Origin of the sequence: Mammaliicoccus sciuri, from assembly GCF_002901825.1 — a bacterium.
GTDB classification, from domain to species: Bacteria; Bacillota; Bacilli; order Staphylococcales; family Staphylococcaceae; genus Mammaliicoccus; species Mammaliicoccus sciuri.
Map to the genome: position 1 here is coordinate 1 of NZ_PPQD01000026.1, position 23,119 is coordinate 23,119.

General features: G+C 31.8%; 26 protein-coding genes and 2 tRNA genes. 3 read left to right on the top strand and 25 right to left on the bottom strand.

Going from position 1 to position 23,119, the window contains the following annotated elements; all coding sequences use genetic code 11:
- Positions 1 to 65 precede the first annotated feature (65 nt).
- The 19 genes from CD035_RS07195 to CD035_RS07285 form a co-directional block, all read right to left on the bottom strand.
- Positions 66 to 139, bottom strand: a tRNA-Gly gene (locus tag CD035_RS07195).
- Positions 140 to 162: 23 nt separating this feature from the next.
- A tRNA-Leu gene (locus CD035_RS07200) sits at positions 163 to 248 on the bottom strand.
- A gap of 266 nt (positions 249 to 514) precedes the next feature.
- The gene (locus CD035_RS07205; RefSeq protein WP_048540864.1) at positions 515 to 961 is read right to left on the bottom strand and encodes a SprT family protein; all 447 of its coding nucleotides are present in this window, start codon (positions 959 to 961) and stop codon (positions 515 to 517) included.
- Positions 951 to 3,104 (bottom strand): Tex family protein, encoded by a 2,154-nt coding sequence (locus CD035_RS07210; RefSeq protein WP_048540865.1) that lies wholly within the window; start codon positions 3,102 to 3,104, stop codon positions 951 to 953. The genes CD035_RS07205 and CD035_RS07210 overlap by 11 nt, the downstream gene beginning before the upstream one ends.
- Positions 3,105 to 3,219: 115 nt before the next feature.
- Positions 3,220 to 3,990, bottom strand: coding sequence for an RNA polymerase sigma factor SigB (gene sigB / locus CD035_RS07215; protein WP_037589755.1), 771 nt, complete (start codon positions 3,988 to 3,990; stop codon positions 3,220 to 3,222).
- The gene (gene rsbW, locus CD035_RS07220) at positions 3,965 to 4,441 is read right to left on the bottom strand and encodes an anti-sigma B factor RsbW (protein ID WP_025904514.1); all 477 of its coding nucleotides are present in this window, start codon (positions 4,439 to 4,441) and stop codon (positions 3,965 to 3,967) included. Before rsbW ends, sigB begins: the two co-directional genes overlap by 26 nt.
- Positions 4,442 to 4,445: 4 nt before the next feature.
- Positions 4,446 to 4,769: an anti-sigma factor antagonist gene (locus CD035_RS07225; protein ID WP_025904513.1), complete on the bottom strand. Its 324-nt coding sequence runs from the start codon at positions 4,767 to 4,769 to the stop codon at positions 4,446 to 4,448.
- Between the two features lie 104 nt (positions 4,770 to 4,873).
- The gene (locus CD035_RS07230; protein WP_048540866.1) at positions 4,874 to 5,878 is read right to left on the bottom strand and encodes a PP2C family protein-serine/threonine phosphatase; all 1,005 of its coding nucleotides are present in this window, start codon (positions 5,876 to 5,878) and stop codon (positions 4,874 to 4,876) included.
- Positions 5,879 to 5,974: 96 nt separating this feature from the next.
- Complete coding sequence (locus CD035_RS07235; RefSeq protein ID WP_048540867.1) at positions 5,975 to 6,346, bottom strand: type II toxin-antitoxin system PemK/MazF family toxin; 372 nt, start codon at positions 6,344 to 6,346, stop codon at positions 5,975 to 5,977.
- The gene (gene mazE / locus CD035_RS07240; protein ID WP_048540868.1) at positions 6,347 to 6,514 is read right to left on the bottom strand and encodes a type II toxin-antitoxin system antitoxin MazE; all 168 of its coding nucleotides are present in this window, start codon (positions 6,512 to 6,514) and stop codon (positions 6,347 to 6,349) included. It lies immediately after the preceding gene.
- Positions 6,515 to 6,598: 84 nt separating this feature from the next.
- On the bottom strand, positions 6,599 to 7,747 hold the full coding sequence (gene alr / locus CD035_RS07245; protein WP_048540869.1) for an alanine racemase: 1,149 nt from the start codon (positions 7,745 to 7,747) through the stop codon (positions 6,599 to 6,601).
- Between the two features lie 47 nt (positions 7,748 to 7,794).
- Positions 7,795 to 8,157: a holo-ACP synthase gene (acpS, locus tag CD035_RS07250; RefSeq protein ID WP_048540871.1), complete on the bottom strand. Its 363-nt coding sequence runs from the start codon at positions 8,155 to 8,157 to the stop codon at positions 7,795 to 7,797.
- A 31-nt stretch (positions 8,158 to 8,188) separates the two neighbouring features.
- Positions 8,189 to 8,653 (bottom strand): PH domain-containing protein, encoded by a 465-nt coding sequence (locus CD035_RS07255; RefSeq protein WP_048540873.1) that lies wholly within the window; start codon positions 8,651 to 8,653, stop codon positions 8,189 to 8,191.
- On the bottom strand, positions 8,643 to 10,163 hold the full coding sequence (locus tag CD035_RS07260) for a PH domain-containing protein (protein WP_048540875.1): 1,521 nt from the start codon (positions 10,161 to 10,163) through the stop codon (positions 8,643 to 8,645). The genes CD035_RS07255 and CD035_RS07260 overlap by 11 nt, the downstream gene beginning before the upstream one ends.
- Complete coding sequence (locus CD035_RS07265) at positions 10,153 to 10,632, bottom strand: PH domain-containing protein (protein WP_048540877.1); 480 nt, start codon at positions 10,630 to 10,632, stop codon at positions 10,153 to 10,155. Before CD035_RS07265 ends, CD035_RS07260 begins: the two co-directional genes overlap by 11 nt.
- Before the next feature lie 90 nt (positions 10,633 to 10,722).
- Complete coding sequence (locus CD035_RS07270; protein ID WP_048540879.1) at positions 10,723 to 12,252, bottom strand: DEAD/DEAH box helicase; 1,530 nt, start codon at positions 12,250 to 12,252, stop codon at positions 10,723 to 10,725.
- A gap of 173 nt (positions 12,253 to 12,425) precedes the next feature.
- Positions 12,426 to 13,091: an alpha/beta hydrolase gene (locus CD035_RS07275; RefSeq protein WP_229412532.1), complete on the bottom strand. Its 666-nt coding sequence runs from the start codon at positions 13,089 to 13,091 to the stop codon at positions 12,426 to 12,428.
- An 11-nt stretch (positions 13,092 to 13,102) separates the two neighbouring features.
- A complete protein-coding gene (locus CD035_RS07280; RefSeq protein ID WP_048540882.1) occupies positions 13,103 to 14,452 on the bottom strand; it encodes a UDP-N-acetylmuramoyl-tripeptide--D-alanyl-D-alanine ligase in 1,350 nt (449 codons plus the stop codon).
- A gap of 11 nt (positions 14,453 to 14,463) precedes the next feature.
- Positions 14,464 to 15,537, bottom strand: a complete 1,074-nt coding sequence (locus tag CD035_RS07285) for a D-alanine--D-alanine ligase (RefSeq protein ID WP_048540884.1) — start codon at positions 15,535 to 15,537, stop codon at positions 14,464 to 14,466.
- 180 nt (positions 15,538 to 15,717) lie between these two features.
- Here CD035_RS07285 and CD035_RS07290 point away from each other — a divergent pair, with 180 nt between their 5' ends.
- Positions 15,718 to 16,917, top strand: coding sequence for an FtsW/RodA/SpoVE family cell cycle protein (locus CD035_RS07290; RefSeq protein WP_048540886.1), 1,200 nt, complete (start codon positions 15,718 to 15,720; stop codon positions 16,915 to 16,917).
- A 47-nt stretch (positions 16,918 to 16,964) separates the two neighbouring features.
- Here the strand turns inward: CD035_RS07290 and CD035_RS14135 are convergent, their stop codons facing one another.
- Complete coding sequence (locus CD035_RS14135; protein WP_224658879.1) at positions 16,965 to 17,099, bottom strand: Lmo0850 family protein; 135 nt, start codon at positions 17,097 to 17,099, stop codon at positions 16,965 to 16,967.
- Between the two features lie 141 nt (positions 17,100 to 17,240).
- Entirely contained in the window at positions 17,241 to 17,444 is a 204-nt protein-coding gene (locus tag CD035_RS07295; RefSeq protein WP_025904499.1) for a copper ion binding protein, read from the bottom strand.
- Positions 17,445 to 17,596: 152 nt separating this feature from the next.
- Here CD035_RS07295 and cls point away from each other — a divergent pair, with 152 nt between their 5' ends.
- Both cls and CD035_RS07305 read left to right on the top strand, forming a co-directional pair.
- Complete coding sequence (gene cls, locus CD035_RS07300) at positions 17,597 to 19,078, top strand: cardiolipin synthase (protein WP_048540888.1); 1,482 nt, start codon at positions 17,597 to 17,599, stop codon at positions 19,076 to 19,078.
- A gap of 64 nt (positions 19,079 to 19,142) precedes the next feature.
- Positions 19,143 to 19,808, top strand: coding sequence for an HD domain-containing protein (locus tag CD035_RS07305; protein ID WP_048540891.1), 666 nt, complete (start codon positions 19,143 to 19,145; stop codon positions 19,806 to 19,808).
- Positions 19,809 to 19,836: 28 nt separating this feature from the next.
- Here CD035_RS07305 and yidC read toward each other — a convergent pair whose 3' ends face one another.
- The 4 genes from yidC to thiD form a co-directional block, all read right to left on the bottom strand.
- The gene (yidC, locus tag CD035_RS07310; RefSeq protein ID WP_048540893.1) at positions 19,837 to 20,706 is read right to left on the bottom strand and encodes a membrane protein insertase YidC; all 870 of its coding nucleotides are present in this window, start codon (positions 20,704 to 20,706) and stop codon (positions 19,837 to 19,839) included.
- An 81-nt stretch (positions 20,707 to 20,787) separates the two neighbouring features.
- Positions 20,788 to 21,429 carry a thiamine phosphate synthase gene (gene thiE, locus CD035_RS07315; protein WP_048540896.1) on the bottom strand — a complete coding sequence of 214 codons (642 nt, stop codon included), beginning with the start codon at positions 21,427 to 21,429 and terminating at the stop codon, positions 20,788 to 20,790.
- The gene (gene thiM / locus CD035_RS07320; RefSeq protein ID WP_048540898.1) at positions 21,430 to 22,221 is read right to left on the bottom strand and encodes a hydroxyethylthiazole kinase; all 792 of its coding nucleotides are present in this window, start codon (positions 22,219 to 22,221) and stop codon (positions 21,430 to 21,432) included.
- On the bottom strand, positions 22,214 to 23,026 hold the full coding sequence (gene thiD, locus CD035_RS07325) for a bifunctional hydroxymethylpyrimidine kinase/phosphomethylpyrimidine kinase (protein WP_048540900.1): 813 nt from the start codon (positions 23,024 to 23,026) through the stop codon (positions 22,214 to 22,216). Before thiD ends, thiM begins: the two co-directional genes overlap by 8 nt.
- Positions 23,027 to 23,119: the final 93 nt, after the last annotated feature.

Consider the following 23,119-nt stretch of genomic DNA (forward strand, 5'->3'; position numbering starts at 1 on the left):
CTCAATTATTGGAATTAACGTTGACATATTGTCATTCAGTTTTCAATGTTCATTATAAAATAATTTGGAGCGGGTGATCGGAATCGAACCGACAACATCAGCTTGGAAGGCTGAGGTTTTACCACTAAACTACACCCGCTTAGCTATATTAAAATTGATGAATGGTGCGGCCGAGAGGATTTGAACCTCCACGGGATTTCTCCCACTAGGCCCTCAACCTAGCGCGTCTGCCATTCCGCCACGACCGCGCATGGTATGCAGTACTCAATCAATTTGTTATTTAAGTGACTGTCATTAAGTATATTACATTAAGTTTACAAAGTCAATAAAAATACTTAACTTTTTAATGTAATTTTACATCGAATAACTTGTCTTATTATTTGTTACGTTTCGTTCAAGCAACATTAACTATAATACGCCGGATCAATTATTTCGTCAATGCTTTTTCATTAAAAATTTAAATAAAAAGTACTACACTAGCATATTTTTAGTGTAGTACTTTCCCAATTATTCTTTATGTTATATTTTTTAACTTTCCACCACATGTTCCACATCTATATTTACGTGTATTAACACGTTTAATACGTTTGAATTCTGCCCTACATTGTCCACATTGATATAAATAGTTAGCACGTTCTTCATAACTTTGAACTGCTTTACAAAATCGTGGTGCCCCTACTTCGTTACTTAATTCTTTAAATGCTTTGTCTTTATGCTGATATCCTTTACCTTCTATATGTAAATGATAATGACAAAGTTCATGTTTAATAATATCTATAAGCGCTTCAACACCAAAATTTTCATATTGTTTCGGATTAATTTCTATATCATGACTATTTAATAGATACCTTCCGCCAGTTGTTCTTAACCTTTTGTTAAATACTGCATTATGTTTAAAAGGCTTATTAAAATATTCCATTGATATATTAGAAACAAGTTCTTGAAGTGCCTTATTGTCCATTAGGGTCTATCATAGTTAATGATACTTTTTGTTTTTCTTGGTTTACATCTAATACCCAAACATCAACTATATCTCCTACACTTACAACATTCATAGGATGCTTAACATATCCTTTAGATAATTTAGAAATATGAACAAGACCATCTTGTTTGACACCTATATCTACAAATGCACCAAAGTCTACAACATTTCGTACTGTACCACTTAAAGCCATATTTGGTTTCAAGTCTTCCATAGAAAGAACATCTGATTTTAAAATTGGTGTTTCAAATTCATCTCTTGGGTCTCTTAAAGGTGCTATTAACGAAGCAATAATATCTTCTAGAGTTGGTATACCTATATTTAATGTTTCACTTGTATCTTGTATATCTAATTTATTCAGTTTTTCTTTTAATACATCAGAACCAATATCTTCTTTTTGTAAACCAACATATTGAATCAGCGCATAAGCCGCTTCATAACTTTCAGGGTGAATAGCTGTTTTATCAAGTGGTTCGCTTCCATCTAGTATTCTTAAAAATCCAATACTTTGTTCAAATGTTTTATTACCTAATCTAGGAACTTTAGCTATTTCTGAATGATGTGTAATAACACCTTTTTCTTCTCTAAATTTAATAATGTTATTTGCAACTGTATTGCTAAGACCAGAAACATAACTTAGTAACGATGGAGATGCTGTATTCACATCAACACCAACTTGGTTAACAGCAGTTTCCACGACGAATTTTAAAGTTTCACTTAGTGCTTTTTGATTTACATCATGTTGATATTGTCCTACACCGATTGATTTAGGATCTATTTTAACAAGTTCACTTAATGGATCTTGTACGCGTCTACCTATAGATACAGCACTTCTCTCTTCAACTTTAAAATCAGGAAATTCTTCTCTAGCAATATCTGAAGCTGAATAAACTGAAGCGCCAGCCTCGTTGACGATAACAAATTGGCAAGGTAAGTTATGCTTTTTAATCATTTCAGCTACAAATTGTTCTGATTCTCTACTTGCTGTTCCGTTACCAATCGCAACTAATTCAATGTTATGTTTCTTTATCATATCTACAAATATCTTTTCCGCTTGATCAGTTTTAGAAACTGGTGGATGAGGAAATATCACGTTTTTATCAACAAATGAGCCATATTCATTAATAACTGCTAACTTACAACCTGTTCTGTAAGCTGGATCTAGTCCTAGAATTTTTTTACCTTTTAATGGTGCTTGTAATAAGAGGTTTTTTAAATTCTCAGAGAAAATCTCAATTGCATGTTCTTCAGCTTTTTGTGTTAATTCACTTCTAATCTCTCTTTCAATAGAAGGTAAGATTAATCTTTTTAAACTATCTTGAATGGCTTCTTTAATAACTTCAATATGTTTATGTACTTTTTCAACAAATTGAGCCGTTAAATAACTTTCTAATGATGCTGTATCTATTTCAAATCCTACTTTTAAAATGCCTTCTGATTCTCCCCGGTTAATTGCTAGAACTCTGTGAGGTACTATTTTCTTAATTGGTTCTTCATATGTATAGTACATTTCAAAGATATTTTTCTCATCTTCAGCTTTCTTTTTCTTCTCAGTAACTAATTTACCTTGTCTTTCAACACTGTTTAAAATGTATTTACGGTATTTAGGTTCATCTGAAATCATTTCAGCTATAATATCACGCGCACCTTTGATGGCATCTTCATGAGATTCAACTTCTTCAGTAATATATTTTGAAGCTTCTTCTACTAAATCAATATTAGAAGTACCTTCTAGTATCCATTTAGCTAAAGGTTCTAACCCTTTTCGTTTTGCTTCTGTAGCTCTTGTTTTTTTCTTTTTCTTAAATGGTCGATATAAATCTTCTATTCTTTGTAATTTTGTTTGTTTTAAAATGTCATTTTTTAAGTCTTCTGTTAGTAAACCTTGTTCATCAATTAATCTGATGACTTCTTCTTTTCTATTATGCAAGTTAAGTGCATATGTATATTCATTTTCAATTTGTTTAATTTCAACTTCATCAAGTCCACCAGTTAATTCTTTTCTATATCTTGCTATAAAAGGCACGGTATTCTTATCTTCTAGTAATTCTAGTACAGTTTTAATTTGTTTTTCTGTAAAAGGATGATTTTTCTTTATGATTTCTATTAGTTCTTGATTCATAATTGCCTCCTAAAAATGGTTATATTCTATTTTAACATAAATAGAATATAACCATTTTTGATTTTAAAAAGAGACAGAAACATTTCAAATGTTTCTGTCTCTCCTAATATATGAATTATTTCATTGCAGCTTCTTTTAATTTTTTTATTGCTGTTCTTTGAAGTCTTGAAACATGCATTTGACTGAGACCTATTTTTTCTCCGGTCTCTTTTTGACTTAAGCCCGTAATAAAGGTGTATTGAATTATTTCTCTTTCTCTATCCGTTAAAATAGGCAGAATTTTTTCTAATATCATTCTTTTTTCAGTTAAATCATAACCTTCTTCTGATTCTCCCATAATATCTAGCAATGTAACGGTAGATCCGTCTTTATCCGCTTCGATAGAATGGTCAACACTTAAGGCATTATAACTTTGACCCATTTCCATTGCTTCTAGAACATCTTCTTCGGTTACTTCTAGTCTATTTGCAATTTCAATAATTTTAGGTGACCTTCCTAATTCATTAGTCAATTCTTCATTTGCCTTTTTTATTTTAGGGCCAATTTCTTTAATTCGTCTAGGTACATGTACACTCCAAGTTTTATCTCTTAAATATCTCTTTATCTCACCAATTACAGTTGGAACTAAAAATGCTTCAAACTTTCTTTCAAATGAAACATCAAATCTTTTTATAGCACCTAATAAACCAACCATACCAACTTGAACAAGATCTTCATGATGTGCTTGGCCTTTAGAATATTTATATGCTAAAGATTCTACTAATTTTTGATAATGTAATACTAGCTTTTCTTGAGCTTCGCTATTATCATTTTCTTGGTAATCTGCTATCCAAGCATTAATGTCTTCTGGAGAAACTTCATTATAAACTTTGGACTCTTCCGTCATGTGTTTGCACCTGCTCTTTAGATAAATACTTTGTCATACTTATTGTAACACCAGCATCTTTTTGGACACTTACTTCATCCATTAATGATTCAATAAGAAATAGTCCTAATCCACCTTGTCTCAAGAAATTGATATTATCACTTTCTTGGTATGGTCCAAGCACTTTTTTAGCTTCTTCATAATTAAAGCTTTTACCTGAATCTGATACAATGATTTCTATTTTATCTTCAAACACAAGATAACCTATTAATATTTCGCCTTCAACTTTATCACTATATGCGTGTTTTACTGCATTTGTTACCGCTTCTGACACTGCAATTTTTGAATCTTCAATATCTTCATATGAAGCACCAGCTCTATTAAACACGCCAGATAATGTCAATCTGACTAGACCAACATATTCTGGAGCTGCTGGGAATCTCATCTCTATATAATCATAGTTAGATGTCATCACGTTATACCTCCGTTCCTTTGTTGACATGCATTAATTCTTTAAGACCCGTAATATCAAATAATCTCTCAATTCTATCAGATACACCAAGCACATATAGTGATTTATCATGTTCATTGAGTGATTTTAATGTGCCAACAAATAAACCTAAGCCAGTAGAATCCATATAACTTACGTTCTCCAAATTAACATGTATATCATGCGTTCCTTTTTGTCTAATCGGTTGTAATACGTCTTGAAGTTGAGGCGCAGTGTACACATCCAATTCTCCGCCAACTTTAATTTCATAGTAATTTTCATGTTCTGTAGTTTCAATGTTAAGATTCATTCCTTGTTACACCCCTAAATGTATTAGACTTTCATCATTTATTTTTACCCGTTTTTAAAATATTTAATCTTATTTAACACATCTTAAATATTTTTACCTTACAACTATTTAACACGTTTAACAATTAATATCGTTAAATCATCTCTTTTATTTGGATTCTGTAGTTTGACAAGTTCTTCATATAAAATTTGAACGATGTCTTGCGGATGAAGTTGTTTGTACTCATCAATCATACTTAATAAATCTGTCGTTTTGATAAATTCATTTTGTTGATTACGTAATTCCGTGACACCATCAGTAAAGACGATAATCATATCTTGTAATTCTATTTTTATTTCACTTTGTTTATAACGTGTATGTTTATTAACGCCGAGCACAATACCTCGTTCAGACATTTCTTCAAATTCTCCAGTCTGACTTCTATATATGTATCCAGGCTCATGTCCTGCAGAACTATAATAAAGCATGTTATTAATTTCTTCATATAGTCCATAGAACATTGTCACAAACATATTTTGATTAACGTTCTTTTCCACAACTCGATTCAAACGTTTTAAACCGTCACTCGGCAATTGTGAATGGCCGTATGAATCCATGCCAAATTTAATCATACTCATCGCTAATGCTGCCGGTATCCCTTTACCGATAACATCTGCTACTGCAAAACTCATAGTTCCGTCATTATGATCAATTAAATTAAAATAATCTCCACTTACTTTTTGTGCTGGAACAGAAATTGCCCCAATTTGAATACTATCAAATTGAGGGATTTGAGGCTTTAGCATCGTTTGTTGCAAACTAGACGCAACTTCCATTTCTTTATCATGAATTTTAATCTTATTTAATAACTTCTTATAATCACGGTATGTAAAGCCATAACCTATCATGACTTCTAAAAGAACATCAAATGAACGAATGATTTGTTCTTTAGTCAAGTCTTGTTCCTGATCCATTATATTTACATGTAATTGTACTATCTCCTCTGGTGAAACATTATCTTCTATGGCTTCAGTTGAAAATGTTTGGCATGATGATAAAATTTCATCATCATTTGTTTGAACATAATCAAGTAATAATTGAAGATACTGTTGTTTCTTTTGTTCTGACACGAAGTCACCTCGTTTCAAATATACTAAAAAAGCTTTAGGTTAATCCTAAAGCGGAAGACGTTTTAAAGTAATATTGATTCTTTTAAAACTATTTCATTATGTATTACCTAATGTATCAAATTTTTGTTGCAAAGTTAGATTGAGGCTGATGGCAATAGCGATATCAACCTCTTTCATCTTTGCATCAGATAAATATGTTAATTTTTCTTTTAAGCGTTTTTTATCAATTGTTCTGATTTGTTCAAGCAAAATTACGGAATCTCTGTCTAATTTATATTTCGCTGCCTCAATTTCTACGTGAGTGGGAATTTTGGCTTTATTTATCTTACCAGTAATTGCTGCAACAATCACAGTCGGGCTATATCGATTACCTGTATCATTCTGGATAATGACGACTGGTCTTGTTCCCCCTTGTTCAGAACCTGTAACTGGTGAAAGATCTGCGAGATATACATCTCCTCTTCTCATTTATTCACCTTGCTGAGAGGCTAAATGCGATTCATTTGAATCACAAGCTTCGCATTCGCTATAGTATGCTTCAGATGCAAGGGAGAGATTTAAATCGGCCATTGAACGATAGCCTTCTTTCAGTGTTTGTTCTAAACTTTGTGTACGATTTTGCGTTAAAGATGTCATAACAAATACCTCCAGATAAAATAAATGTAAATTTTGTTGATTAAGTTATTAATATCATAACAAATGTAACTCTATTTGACTATGCTATTTTAATAATTCGTTCGTAATTTCAACATTTTCACCATCATGATATATACGTGGTAATCTTTTTTTCAAGTTACAAAGTACTTCATAATTAATGGTATCTTGCGCTTCAGCAATCTTTTCTGCTGATTGTTCTGAATCAACATCATTATCCATGAGAATGACTTTATCACCTGTTTGAACATCATCTGGCACTTTTATCATTGTTTGATCCATACATACTCTACCTATGACGGGACAATTCACACCATTTACATTCACGAGCGTATCTTGCATCTTTCTTAAATAACCATCTGCATAACCTATTGGCAATGTGGCTACTTTAATACGTTCACCAGCAGTAAATGTAGCACCATAACTCACTGTTTCGCCTGGTTCTAAATACTTTGTTTGAACGACTTCTGTTATTAATTGTGCAGAAGGTTTTAATTTTAAATTAGAAATTTCTTGAATATATTTTGATGGATAATATCCATATAATGAAATACCAAATCTAACAGCTGTGCAAATGGACGCATCATATCTTAAGGCTCCTGCTGAATTTTGAGCATGTATATATTCAGGTGTTTGAGACGACTCTACAAATTCTTCAAATAATTCATATTGCTTTTTAGAGAAATCATTTGGTTCATCTGCAGATGCAAAATGTGTGTACACACCTTCAAATATAAGGCGTTCATGTTGTTGTATTTTATGCACGACATGTTGGTAACTTTCAATATCTTTTAATCCAATTCTACCCATGCCTGTATCAATTTTCACGTGCATCCATAAAGGTTTGTCAGAATCATCATCTATTGATTCTATTGCATCATCTAACCATTGTTCAGATGGAACGGTTAATGCAACTCTATGTTGAACAGCTTTATTAATATCTTTAGTATTAATAACGCCGAGTACTAATATTTTTGCTTTAATACCATGCATTCTTAATTCAATTGCTTCATCTAATGTGGCAACTGCAAAGAAGTCTACACCTTCATTCATTAAGTATGTCGCAATCGGTACACTTCCTAATCCGTACCCATTTGCCTTAACGACTGCCATAATCTTCTTATTTGGGTGAAGTCTTCCTACTGCTTGATAATTTTCTAGTATTGCCTTTAAATCGACGTTGATATAAGTTGGCCTATAATATTTTTCGGACAACAGCAAGGCACCTCCTCTTATAATATTTGTATTTTATCATATAGAAATCAATCTTGCTTAATATTTTCTATAATCACAATGGCTTCTGCATAATGTTTCGTGTGTGTAATGGAAGGATGAACACGATAGCCTTCACAAATGATTTCTGGTTTACCATTTTCATCTGGTAAACAATTAATCGAGTGAAAACCGTACTTTTTACCGATCCCTGTACCCATAGCTTTACTAAATGCTTCCTTCACAGCAAATCTACCGGAAATGAATTCGATTTTTCTTGATTCTAATTTAATTTTGTTGAAAATATTTAATTCGTCTTTTGTTAAAATTTTATTGACCATTTCTGGTCGTTTCGTATACCAATCTTGTACACGTTCTATTTCGACTAAATCTATGCCGACACCTTGAATCATCGTTAACACCTTCATTTTCACTGATTAAAAATCAATTTTCAATTCTATTTTGTATCGCGTATTTAATACGGTTTGCCTTATCTTTATTTAAATATTGAATCATACGATTTCCTCCAGCCGTAGACAACGTAATATTAGCCAAGTTAAACTTTCTCATTATAAATCCTTCATATAAATCAACATTTTGAATTCTACCCATAGGTATCGTTGTTTCTCTAATCATAAAAATACCTGATTTAATGTTTATTTCATCGTCATTTATTTCATATCTGAAATTTCGATACATATAATAAGGCTGGATGATTAAACCATATATAGCTATTACTACGATAAGCGCTACTGGAATAAGAAGAAACCATTTTGAAGCTGTCGTCCACCATAGATTAAAAATAACTGCCATAACGATTAATATGATGATAAGTATTGAAATTGTAATGAGCGATCCAATACGTTCAACGACCATTCCTTTTTTATCCATTCTATATCTAGGAAGCATCTATGTGACCTCCTTTATCTTTATACCATTTATAAATATTTAACGTATCTTGTTTATTGATAAATCTTAATCCTTTAGACAACATACCATTTCCATATGCTATTTGAATTGAGAAATGTGCAATATCTTTACGTTTAATAATTGGATTTTCATGTAATTCAAAAGTTAAAATCTTATTTCTATTCGCCCAAATTGTTGTATATTCAAACGGTGTTGCATTCAATATGACAATTGAGTCGTCATAAATTCTATATCCAGATTTCAACGTAATAATACTTGCGTAAAATAGCATAACTAAGAATATCACTAATCCTATAATCCAAGTATAAGACCATAAATATATTTGGATAGGAACCACAATTAATAATAAAATAATTGTCGGAATCAACACTCTTCTACGAATACCTTGTTTAGGTAATCCTTTCTTTACTGAATGAAACTGAAACTGTGGAATAATGTCTTCAAGCAATTGATAAGCTTCTTTTTTCTTCATAAATGGCAAGATTGTCACAGTACCTACATCAGTATCTTCTCCATTTTCAAAATGTCCATCTGAAGTAATAATCGCTGATATTTTTGTGTATCCGATCACTTTTCTAAATATAGATTCTTCTTCTTTTAACGCTTGTATTCTTCTGATTGGAACGGTACGCTTTTGAACAGTTAACAGACCATATTTAACCGTTAAAAGTTCCCCATCAAATGTTAATTGATATTTATAATTTTTAATAAATACAATGAGTGATCCAATAATATAACTTAATATGATAAATACAAGCACAATTGAAATGATTACAAATGTTAAATTAACAACTTGATTAATTAGTGGGCTAATATAATCTTCGATATCGATTATTTGTGTTACAAATCCAAGTAATGAGCCAAGTGCCGCAAATACAATTAAAATACCACCACTTGTAAAACTCATTTTCAATAAATCTTTAGTTGATAATCTAAAGAACACGACTTCTTCTTTCTCATTAATAATATCTTGATGTTCAGAATCAGTCGACACAACTTGTTCCTCGTTTAAATCATCTTCGCTTTGCTCTTTATTTTTGATAGCAAATTTTCTTTCTTTTAAATATTTCGAAAGACTATCACTTTGTGACTTCGTAATTGTATCTAATTCAATGCCATCACTCGGTGTTTTAATACTTAAACTCACGCCACCTAACAATTGGTGTACTATATTTTGAGAAGTATCAACAGATTGAATCCTTTCAATATTTAACTCTTTACGATTTTTTGAAAAGACACCCCAAGTCATAATTAATTGGTCATTCTCAATCCAATAACGTGTATTGTAAATCTTAATTGCTTTAAAAATGCTACTTATAAGTGAAAAACCTAAAATAACAATAGGAAATGTAAGTTCCCAAATATTATCTAATCCACGTGTCATAACGATAAACGCAGCTATTATTAATGGAAATATATTCTCTTTTAAACTAGCTAAAAACCCACTAACATAAGATATTGGATGTAATCTTTGCGGATCAAACATCATCAGTCACCTCTTTAACCTTAGTCATGATATTTAATCTCGTTTGGTCAGCTATCTCTCGGTTGACCATTGGCAACACTTCTAAATTACCTGCTGTTACAACAACGACAAAATAAATATTAAACAATCTTGAAATTGGTCCGTGCTTTATCGTTACATATTGAATTCTGTCATAAGGCTGTACAAATCTCTTTTGATAATAAAGCCCACTTTGTACTTCAATATACCGTTCTCCAATTTCAAACGATGTTCTTCTAAGTCTTATGATCGGACTAATAAATCCTATCGCTATAATCAACAGCGCAATCGGTGTCACAATATAAATGAGAAATGTCCACCAATCATATTTATGCCATAAAAATACAAATACACTGTACAAAATTAAGATAACTATGACATTTACAATATGATTTACATACTCATATTTTATAGACTGTTTTGGCATTTTATGTTCGAGTATTGGTTTATACATATAATCTCCTCTATCATTCAATTTACGTGTATTATATCATAAAAAAAGTGTGCGTAACCTTAGAGATTACACACACTTTTTGTTTAGTTTCTATTTTGAATGCTCAGCAAATGTTCTACCTGAGAATTGTTTTTTTGAACGTTGTTTGTTTGGTTTATTGTTTTTACCTTTGTTACGGTCAAATTGATTGTTTTTATCATTTCCGCGACGTTTGTTGTTTTTACCATCAAATCTAGTTCTAGATTTACCACGTGAGTTACCACCACGGTTACCTTGTTTGCCTCTATGATTAGATTTTTTAGATAATGGTTTTTCAAATGTTAGTTGAACTTCTGCATCGTTGTTAGAAGTAATTAACTCTTGTAATAATGCAGCAACTAATTTTTGGTCACCATATTCTTTAATTAATGATTCAGCAATTTTTTCAATGCGACCTTCGATTGGACTTTCTACCCAACCTTTAACTTTAGCTTTAACATCTGATTCTTTAGCTTTCATAACTTCACCTGGTGTTGGTGGACGTAAAGCACTCATTTGACGTTTATTAGCTTTTTCTATTTGACGGATATAATCCATTTCAATTGGATTTACAAATGTAACGGCAACACCTTGTTTACCCGCTCTACCTGTACGACCAATACGGTGAGTATAACTTTCAGTATCTTGAGGGATATCAAAGTTATAAACGTGACTTACGCCAGAAATATCTAATCCACGAGCTGCAACATCTGTAGCTACTAAAATATCGATTTGATCATTTTTGAATTTTTTCAATACTTCTAATCGTTTAGCTTGAGTAATATCTCCGTGTAAACCTTCAGCACGGTATCCTTTAGTAATTAACGCACTTGTTAATTCGTCAACACGACGTTTCGTACGACCGAATACAATCGCTAATTCAGGATTTTGAACGTCTAATAAATTCGTAAATGTCTCGAATTTTTCTAATTCTTTAACGATTGTGTAGAATTCATCAATTTGTGGATCTGACAATTCGTTAGACATTGTTTTAACGATTTGTGGACTCTTCATGAATTTTTGAACTAATTCTTGAATAGCTTTAGGCATTGTTGCTGAGAATAGTAATGTTTGACGATTTTCGGATGGAAGTTTAGACATTATAAATCTCATATCATCTATAAAGCCCATGTTCATCATTTCATCTGCTTCATCTAAGATCAATGTAGAAATTGATTCTGTTTTTAATGTTCTTCTATTTAAGTGGTCAATCACACGTCCTGGTGTACCTACTACAATTTGCGGACCTTTTTTAAGTGATTTGATTTGTCTGTCTATTGGCATGCCACCGAATACAGTTACAACACTTACGTTTTGTCCTTTGCTGAAACTACGTAATTGTTCTGCCACTTGGTTTGCTAATTCACGTGTTGGTGCAAGAATCAATGCTTGTACACCTTGTTTATCTGCTACTTTATCAATTAATGGAATACCAAATGCACCAGTTTTTCCTGTTCCAGTTTGTGCTTGTCCCAGCACGTCCGTACCTTTTAATGTATGTGGAATACTTTCGATTTGTATTGGTGTTGGTTCAGTAAATCCCATTTTGTCCAAAGCATTTAAGGTAGCTTCAGAAATACCTAATTCTTTAAATTTTTGCAAAATAATTCTCCTTTTATATAGTTAATTCTTCTCGTCTTTTTTATTCAACTTCTATATACTACCACCCTTTTACCAATAGCGCAATGCGATTAAATCGTCGTTTACATTTAATTTTCATAAACAAAAACACAAAAAAACTGCACTAAAAAGGGATTTAGTACAGTTTTACTTCTTTATTTATTTTTAAATATAAATTTTTCAACTTCATAAAAAACTTTATAATTAACTTTTGATAAACAAATTTCATGTGGTCCTTTATCAATTTCAACTATACGTGCATGCTTAATTCTCTTCACTAACGTTCTAGATTTTTCAATTGGAACAAGACCATCTATTGTGCCATGTATAATTAATGTTTTAGCTGATATTTGTTCTGGAACATATAGCGCACTTTGCTGTAATTTTTTAAAAGCTACAAATGATTTATAGTTAATTTTGACTGTGCGTCTCACCATGAAATCAAGAATTTTCAAATCTGCATATCTCATATTATTGATAAATGTATATGGTGATTTCACCAAGTATTGTATATTGATATTTTCAAAAGCTGGGGCAATTAACACTAATTGATCAGGTTGTTTAATTTTAGCTAACAAACCTGCAATAATGCCACCCATTGAAAATCCTATAACAATGACTTTATCTGATTTCTTCCTTAATGTCTCATATGATTGTTTCGCTCTTTCAAACCACATATCTTCATTTGTATCTTTAATCAATAAATTCAAGCCATGTCCTGGGTATTCCGGTGCTTCAAGTATAAAATCATAGCGACTACTCAAATATTCAATTAATGGTAATAACTCATAACGACCACCTGTATAACCATGTAAAAACAAGATACCTACTTTCATGTAAGTGCGTTAATAATCGTTTCGAGTGACATACCTCTAGAACCTTTAAACAAAGTGATAGAGTCTTCATTTAATTGATTTTTTAAATAGTCTGTGATTTCTTCTTTATCCTCAAAGTGATAAGTTTCAGTTATATATGCTTTCGCAATATTTGATATATGAGCCGCTTCTTCACCATATGTAATTAACGTTTGTATAGCTTTATGTTCTAAATAATAGCCAACTTGCTCATGCATCTCTCGACTCATTTCGCCTAATTCTAATACATCCGCAAGAATAAGTGTCTTATCTGTTTGTTCCATATTATGCAGTGTATCTATTGCTGCTTTCATACTCGTTGGACTTGCATTATATGCATCATTAATGAGTAGACCATATTGTTCTGTTTCAATTCTTTGCATACGCATATCGGTTAATACAAGATCATCTAAGGAGCTTTGAATTATGTCTTCCGTTACACCTAAATGTTTAGCAACTTGTATTGCATATGTTGCATTTTTAACATTGTGTTCACCTAATATATTTAAATGATAAATGAAGTGACTATTATTCAAATGAAAGTTTATACCGTGACTTGATGATTGATTCGTTTTGATGATGACATCATTATCATTCGCTATCCCTACAGATAGTTTGTCATGTTGCAATTTAGATACGAAAGGTTTAAGTAATGGCTCATCTCCATCGTAAATAAATAGTCCATTCTCTTTAAGACCTTCTGTAATTTCAAATTTGGCTTTTGCAATACCTTCTCTAGAACCTAAATCTTGCATATGAGACTCACCAATATTCGTGATAATCGCAACATCAGGTTCTGCTAAATGAGTTAATTCACTAATTTCACCAAATCCACTCATACCCATTTCTAGAATGGATACTTCAGTATCTTCATTTAAGTCTAGTATCGTCAATGGGCAACCAATCTCATTATTATAATTTCCTTGTGTCTTCTTAACTTTAAATGATTTATTCAATACACATTCAACCATATCTTTAGTTGTTGTTTTCCCATTTGAACCGGTAATCGCAACAACTTTAGGGTTTACATATTTTAAATATGCTTTAGCTAAATTTTGTAATGCTGCTAATGTATTATCAACAAAAATAATGGGTCCTTCTGGCGGATTCGGAACATCTTTTTGCCAAAATGATGCACCTGCACCATCATCAAGTGTTTGACGTACAAATTTATGACCATCTACATTTTCACCTTTAAATGGTATAAACAAATTTGATTCAGCAATTTTTCTTGAGTCTATACATGTACCTTGAACAACGACATCAAGATATTCATCTTGAATGTCACAATCAATCCATTCTTTAATTTTACGTAAATTAATATTCATTCTGTTTACCCTCAGTCAATTTTATATTTGATATTCTTCTTGTTATCGTATCGTTCAATAGCAAGTTCAATTAACTTAGTTATAAGTTCTGTATAGCTTAAGTTCATGTTCTCCCATAATAATGGATACATGCTGTATTGAGTAAATCCTGGCATTGCATTTGTTTCGTTAATATAAATTGTATTGTCTTCTGTTAAGAAGAAGTCTGCTCTTACTAATCCAGAACAATCTGTTGCTTTAAAAGCTTCAATAGCCATATTTCTTAAAGTTGTTGCTGTTTCTTCATCTACATCAGCAGGTATTTGAAGTTTAACTTTGCCATCTTTATATTTAGATTTATAATCATAAAATTGTACATCTTTAACAACTTCACCTGGTAAAGTTGTTTCTGGATAATCATTACCTAATACAGCTACTTCAATTTCTCTTGCATCAACACCTTGTTCGATAACAAGTTTACGGTCAAATTGAAATGCTTCTTCAATACCAGAAATTAATTCTTCTTTATTCGTACATTTACTAATACCAACACTTGATCCTAAATTTGCTGGTTTAACGAAAACAGGATATTCAAGTTTATTTTGAATAAGCTCCACTATATTACGTTCATATTTCTCGTATTCACTTTTTAAGAAACTTACATATGGTAATTGAGGTAATCCTCTGTGAGCGAATAAATGTTTCATAACTAATTTATCCATTGAACTTGATGCTGCAAGCACACCATTACCAACATAAGGAATATCCAATACTTCAAATAAGCCTTGAATTGTACCGTCTTCTCCGTTAGGGCCGTGTAATAAAGGAAATACTGCACTATATGCGTTTCCATCATTACTCGCTTCTAATAATTTAGATATTGGTGTTAATGTTTCACTTGTTAATTTTAATTGTTCAACATCTTCGACTTTTCCATCAATAGATTGGTCGCTTTTAATCCAATCCCCATCATTTGTAATATAAATGATATCAATTATGTATTTAGATAGATCAACTGCATTGATCACATTTTGAGCCGTTAAAATTGATACATCGTGCTCTGCACTTTTCCCACCATATATAATGCAAATATTTTTTTTAGACATATATAAGCCTCCAAGTAGATTATTAGCCTATATTTTATCATGTTTTTAGCTATTGTTGCACGTATCAACATGACTATTTTAAAAATAACGCTTTTCTGAATAGCAAAATTGTATCACTTTATGTACAATCAAGTTATAATAAAAATTATGAAATTTAGTGTTAATTAAAGGAGTCTTTTAATGGAAACTTCTACTCGTACATTAAATAAATCGTTTCTAGAAAGAATAGATTGGCGATTAATCACGATTATTCTTATCCTATTTGGAACGAGTTGTTTAATAATCAATTCTGCAATGTCTGGCGGACAATATGAAACAAACTTTTTACTTAAACAAGTCTTGTACTATGTGCTTGGTTTTATTTTAGCCGTTGCCTTAATGTTCATATCTCCAAAGACACTAAGAAAATATGTTTGGATTATATACATAATTGGAAACTTATCATTAGTTGGACTATTAATTCTACCTGAATCTAGCTTTACACCTATTATTAATGGTGCTAAAAGTTGGTACAGACTGGGACCTATCAGTATCCAACCATCTGAGTTTATGAAAATCATTTTAATTATTGCGCTATCTAATGTTATCTATCAACATAATAGATTTACTTACAATAAATCATTATCAAGAGACTTTAATTTATTACTAAAAATTGGTTTAACTTCTTTAGTACCAATGTTATTAATACTTTTGCAAAATGATTTAGGAACAACACTTGTATTAATTGCGATTATACTTGGTATCGTTGTTGTTTCTGGCGTAACATGGAGAATACTCGCACCAGCATTCATCGCATTATTCGGACTTGGTTCAAGTATCATTTTATTAATGATTTTTAAACCAAGTGTTATTGAGAAAGTTTCGGGTATTAAGACGTATCAATTAGGACGTATTAATTCCTGGCTAGATCCTTATGCATACAGCTCAGGCGATGGATACCATTTAACAGAATCTTTAAAAGCAATTGGTTCTGGTCAAATATTTGGTAAAGGCTTAAATAACGGTGAAGTTTATATTCCTGAGAACCATACCGATTTTATATTTTCAATCATTGGTGAAGAATTTGGATTTATCGGAACGATGGCAGTACTAATTATTTTCTTAGCTTTATTCATACACTTAATTAGAATGGCTACTACGACACGTCATCCGTTTAATGTTGTATTTATAATCGGATATTTATCATTCGTACTATTCCACGTTGTACAAAATATCGGTATGACAATTCAACTGCTACCTATCACGGGTATCCCATTACCATTTATAAGTTATGGTGGGTCAGCTTTATGGTCATTAATGGCAGGTGTCGGTATATTACTATCCATCTATTACCACGAAAAAGATAAATTCACAGAATCTGGTCAAAAAGCCGACATATAAAAAAACCGCATCCTCAAATCGAGGATGCGGTTTTTTAGTTCACCTATTTATTTCAACTTGTTAGTTGCGACATTCGGCAAACTACGCATTATTTCTATTCGTGACTTAGTTTCTGTTATGTTTACGCCTAATGATGATAAAAGTTTGACCACATTCTTTACCTTTGACTTAGGTTGATTCATGGGTACCACCTCTTATTCAATTTAATTACCTTAAGTTCATTCTACTCTAAATTAAGTAGTTTGACTATAGTTCATTCGGCCTATATTGTTATTTTTTTGTTTAATTTGTTATTTTTTTATAATAATTATATGAATGATTTCTTAAACAACTTCATATCCAGCATCGAAAATAGCATTTTCGATATTATCGATACTAGCAGGATCTTCATAAACGACACGTACTTGATTATCATCAGGACTAGCTACAACTTCTTTAACACCGATTAATTGACCAACTGATTCCTCAACTGCTTGTTTGCAATGCCCACAAGACATACCTTCAACATTAATAATTTGTTCTTTCATTTATAACACTCCTATATATTTAAATGATATTTTAATTGATGCCTTTTCATAATCATTATATGCATATGTTTTAGAAGGGTCAAATACAACCTTTTCAATTTTAATTTAAATGTATTATACTAGTTTAAAGATAAAGAAACGGAGGCATTGGTATGAACTACTTCTCATATTTTTCATTTGATTTTTCCATCATAGTATCAGTGCTACTTATTACAGCATTTATTCTGAATGTTGTGTTTGGATTTATTATCATATTCTTAGAACCAAGAGAAGCTGGTGCGATTTGGGCTTGGTTGTTAGTGCTTTTATTTGTTCCAATATTAGGATTTATACTTTACCTACTATTTGGGAGACAAATTCAAAGAAAGAGTATTTTCAACTTAGATGAACAAGATAAAATAGGTCTTGAACACATCATTAATGAGCAAATCAAAGCAATTGATGAAAATAATTTCGAAATTGATAAGCCTGAGATATCTAATTATAAGCATCTTATTCATATGTTGCTTTACAATAACTCAGCCTTCTTAACAACTGACAACAAAGTTGAAATGTTTACAGATGGACATGATAAATTCGATGCACTTATTGAAGATATTAGAAAAGCTGAGTCATATATCCATATTCAATATTATATCTTTAAAAAGGATAACTTAGGTAAAAAGATCTTATTTGAACTTGAAAAGAAACTTCAAGAAGGTTTAGAAGTTAAAATGTTATATGATGACATGGGATCTCGTAAATTAAATTTATCTTCATTCAAGAAATTTAGAGCACAAGGTGGAGAAGTTGCAAGTTTCTTCCCTTCTAAACTCCCACTCATTAACTTTAGAATGAACAACCGTAACCATAGAAAGATTGTTGTTATTGATGGAAAAGTTGGTTACGTAGGTGGCTTTAATGTCGGAGATGAATATTTAGGTTTAGATAAAAAATTTGGTTATTGGCGAGATACGCACTTAAGATTAGAAGGTGACTCAGTCAATGCGTTACAGCTTAGGTTTATGTTGGACTGGAACTCTCAATCTACACGTGACAAGATGCGCTATGAATCTAAATACTTCCCTGATGTTGAATCTGGCGGAAAAGTTGGTATTCAAATTGCTTCAAGTGGTCCTGATGAAGATTGGGAACAAATCAAATATGGGTATTTAAAAATGATATCAGAAGCTAAAAAACATATTTACATACAAACACCTTATTTCATTCCAGATTTATCATTTTTAGACGCCATTAAGATAGCTGCCCTTTCCGGAGTAGATGTTAATGTGATGATTCCTAATAAGCCCGATCACCCATTTGTTTATTGGGCAACATTTGCCAATGTCGGCGAATTAATAAAAGCTGGCGTCAATGTTCATATTTATGAAAAAGGCTTTATACACACTAAGATGGTAGCCATAGACGATGAAGTTGTAAGTATTGGTACAGCAAACATGGATAATAGAAGCTTTGTATTAAATTTCGAAGTTAATGCCTTTATTTACGACGGTGAAATCGCTAAAAATTCACGCTTAGCTTATGAGAATGATATGACACATTCATCATTATTAACAGTTGAAAGATATGAAAACAGAAGCACGTGGATTAAATTAAAAGAAGGTATAGCACGATTGCTATCACCATTATTGTAAATACTTAGCGGGTAGAAGAGACGATTGTTCAAACTTTTCTACCTGTTTTTTTAAGGAGAAAGATATGAATAAAGAACAAATTATTAAAGAAGCAGAATCATATGTTAGCACATTACACAAAAACGATACGACCGGACATGACTTTGAGCATATTTTAAGAGTTAGACATCATGCTCTAGATATTGCTCAGTTTGAGGAAGTGGATTTGTTTGTAGTTGAATTAGCAAGTTTACTACACGATGCTGTCGATAAGAAATTATTTAAAGATGGCAACACAGCTTGGCAACAACTTTATCAATGGATGAAAGACATGGAGATAAGCGAATCTATTCAAACAGAGATTATCCATATTCTAAAGTATATTAGTTATAATGGTGGTAAAAATGAAGGTAAACTTACAAGCTTAGCAGGAAAGATCGTCCAAGATGCAGATCGAATTGATGCGATTGGCGCTATAGGAATAGCAAGAACATTTCAATATGCTGGTCATTTTAAAGAGCCTATGCATATCTCCACTCAACAACCACGCAATTTAAATGATTTACAAGAGGATCAATATCATAATGAACCGAATACGGCAATTAATCATTTTTACGAGAAATTATTATTATTAAAGGATTTAATGAATACTAAACGGGGCAAACAAATCGCTGAAGAACGCCACTTATTTATGGAGAACTTTTTAAAACAATTTTATAAAGAATGGGATATAACTAAAAAAACAAACTAATCACGATGATTAGTTTGTTTTTTTGATTTTATTTCTTTTTCTTCTTATTAGATACGAGTTTAGCTGGTTTCTTCTCTTTGTTAGCTTCTTGTTGATTTTTCTCATGTGCTTCAATGATTGGTTTCATTTCTTCTTCTACTTTGTTGTTATAGAAGACGTTACCTAACCATGTTTGAACAACTAAGAATGCACCACCGACTGCCCAGTATAAACCTAATGCAGATGCTGAAATGTATGACATCCAAATAATCATAATTGGAGAAATAAACATCATCATTCTCATCATATTTTTCTGTTCATCTGGAACATTTGCATACTTCATAGAAACAAATGCTTGTAATGCATAAATGATACCTGCAATGATTGTAATAATTAAATCAGGTTCAGTTAAATTAAACCATAAGAAATTCGGATATTCTGTAATTCCGCCTTCAGTAGGATATTTTAATACATAGAATAATCCCATGACGATTGGCATTTGTATAACGATTGGTAAACAACCCATGTTCATTGGATTAATACCATGTTTTTTGTATAATGCCATCATTTCTTGATTGGCTGCCATTTTTTCTTCTTGAGTACGAGCACGCTTAACTTTTTCTTGAATTGCTTCCATTTCAGGTTTAGCAAGTTTCATTTTTTCACGCATTAACTTTTGATTCTTATACGTCTTCATCATAAATGGGAATAACGCAAAACGAACAATTAATGTTATAACGATAATAGCTAGACCATAATCGTGATTCAAATTTGTACCAAGCCAATGAATAACACTATCCATCGGTTTTACGAATGTATTATAAAAGAATCCATCCCTATTCTCAGGTTTAGAATAATCACAACCAGCTAGCACAACCATTACACCAAATAATAATGGCCATAAAGCTTTTTTCTTCATTTTTCCACCTCTATTGATATACTCACATAAAACTCATTCTATCATAGAATAGCGACAACATAAATCAATATATTAATTTTATCAAATATTTTTATACTGTTTATGAAAGCCCTTCACAGTTTGTTCAATATTTTGACTTTTCGCTATAGCAGAAATAACACTTACGCCATTTGCGCCCGCTTTAATGAGCGGTTGCACATCAACTTCAGTTATACCACCGATTGCAACGATAGGAATATCTTGATTGATTTTTCTCACCTTCTCAATCATTTGATATCCACCTTCATCTCCTGCATCAGCTTTAGAATTTGTAGAATGTATAGGTCCCGTTCCAATATAATCGACTTCAGATATATCAGAGTGATCATATTCAATTTTATTTGCAACACTCAAGCCAATTATTTTATCTTTAAACTTATCTTTAAACTCAGATACATTTCGGTCATCTTGTCCAACATGAATACCATCTGCATTTAATTTAATTGCTAAATCTACATCATCATTGACGATAAATGGAACTTGATATTGTTTACACAACTCAAATAATGATTGCGCAAGTGCTTCTTTTTCTGATCCTTTTTTACTCTTCTCACCTTTTTCACGAAACTGAAACATCGTGATGCCTGCTTTTAAAGCTTCTTCAACAACACTTATTAGATTACCATCAGCAATATCTTGACTACCTGCTATAAAATATACTTTCAAAGTTTTTGGATCAAACATTTAGTTCACTACTTTCACGATTTTTTTCTCATTAACAAGTTCTTCAGTTATTACATTAAGTTGATCTATAAATGAAATTTGGAATGTACCAGGTAAATGTGCACCAGGTTGTTGATATGCCAACTCACTTGCTATATTGTATGTTGCTAATGCTTCTTCTAATACATCAATAGTAATTGTTTTTTCATGAGATAAGAATGCAGCTATTACGCCACCTAATAAACAACCTCCACCAGTTACTTTCGTTAACATCTCACTACCATTGTGCAATTCTATAATTTTGTTATTACAAGCAATGACATCAACTTTTCCAGTTATGATAATCGGTAACTTTAATTGCTGATGCGCTTTTTTCGCAATTTTAATTGCATCAAGCGTATCATCACTATCCGTACCTTTCATAATTGTGTCTTCTTCAATAAGTGCTAAAATTTCTGATGCATTACCTCTAATAATATCGACAACTTCATCATTTAATAACGTCGTACAAAAAGTCTTTCTTAATTGTGATGCACCAACTGCTACGGGATCAAGAACTACTGGAACACCATTTCCATGCATAATTTCAGCATATTTCTTCATATCATAAGCTTTATCAGTCGTAATCGTCCCTATATTAAGAAGAAATGCTCCTGCTGCTTTTGAAAATTCTTCTGCTTCTTCAGGTTCTTCACTCATTGCGGGGCTTGCGCCTAATGAAATTAAACCATTAGCTGTAAAGTTTTTAACGACATCATTTGTATAACATACGATTAATGGACTATTTTCTCTAATATTTGTTAATTTACTCATAATCTAATCCCTCTATCTTTTGGTATGCAAAGTGGTTCACTGGACCTCTACCTTTGCCTATTTCAGGTGTATATTGAATAGCTAACGTAATAAATCGTTTAGCTACTTCTACCGCTTCCTCAATTGAATGACCTTTAGCTAACTCTGCTGTTATCACTGCACTAAATGTACAACCTGTTCCATGTGTATGTTTCGTACTAAATCTTTCACTTTTCCAGCTTTTCACGCCATTCTCAGTAAATAAATAGTCGATTGCATCCCCGTCCAGATGTCCACCTTTTATAACAACACCTTTAGATCCAATTTCATTTAAGAAAAATGCACCAGCTTTATTAATTTCTTCTTCAGTTTGAATTTTAAATCCAGTAATATCTTCTGCTTCTGGAATATTAGGTGTAACAACTGTAGCTAATGGTAGTAATATTTCTTTAAGTTTCCCTTTCCCTTCATCATCCATTAGCGCATCACCACTTTTAGCAACCATTACTGGGTCAATAACATACGGCTTTCCAGATTGTTCAATAAATGGTTTAATCGTTTGCATCATTTCTTCTGATGCAATCATGCCTGTTTTTATAGCATGTGGCACTTCATCATCAAAGACACTTTTTAATTGGCTTTCAATAACTTCAACAGGTAAATGGTAAACATCTTGTACACCTAAACTATTTTGTGAAACGATACTTGTAGCAACAGCCATTCCATAAACGCCTGATGCATGAAATGATTTTAAGTCCGCCATAATACCCGCTCCACCACTTGGGTCCGTTCCAGCAATTGTTAATGCTATATTCGGTTTTTTCATTGTAATCCACCTCAAATTTATATTTATAATTCTATTATTCATAACTTCATAAAAAATGACCTCTTTCATAAGAAAGAGGTCAATTAATAGTTG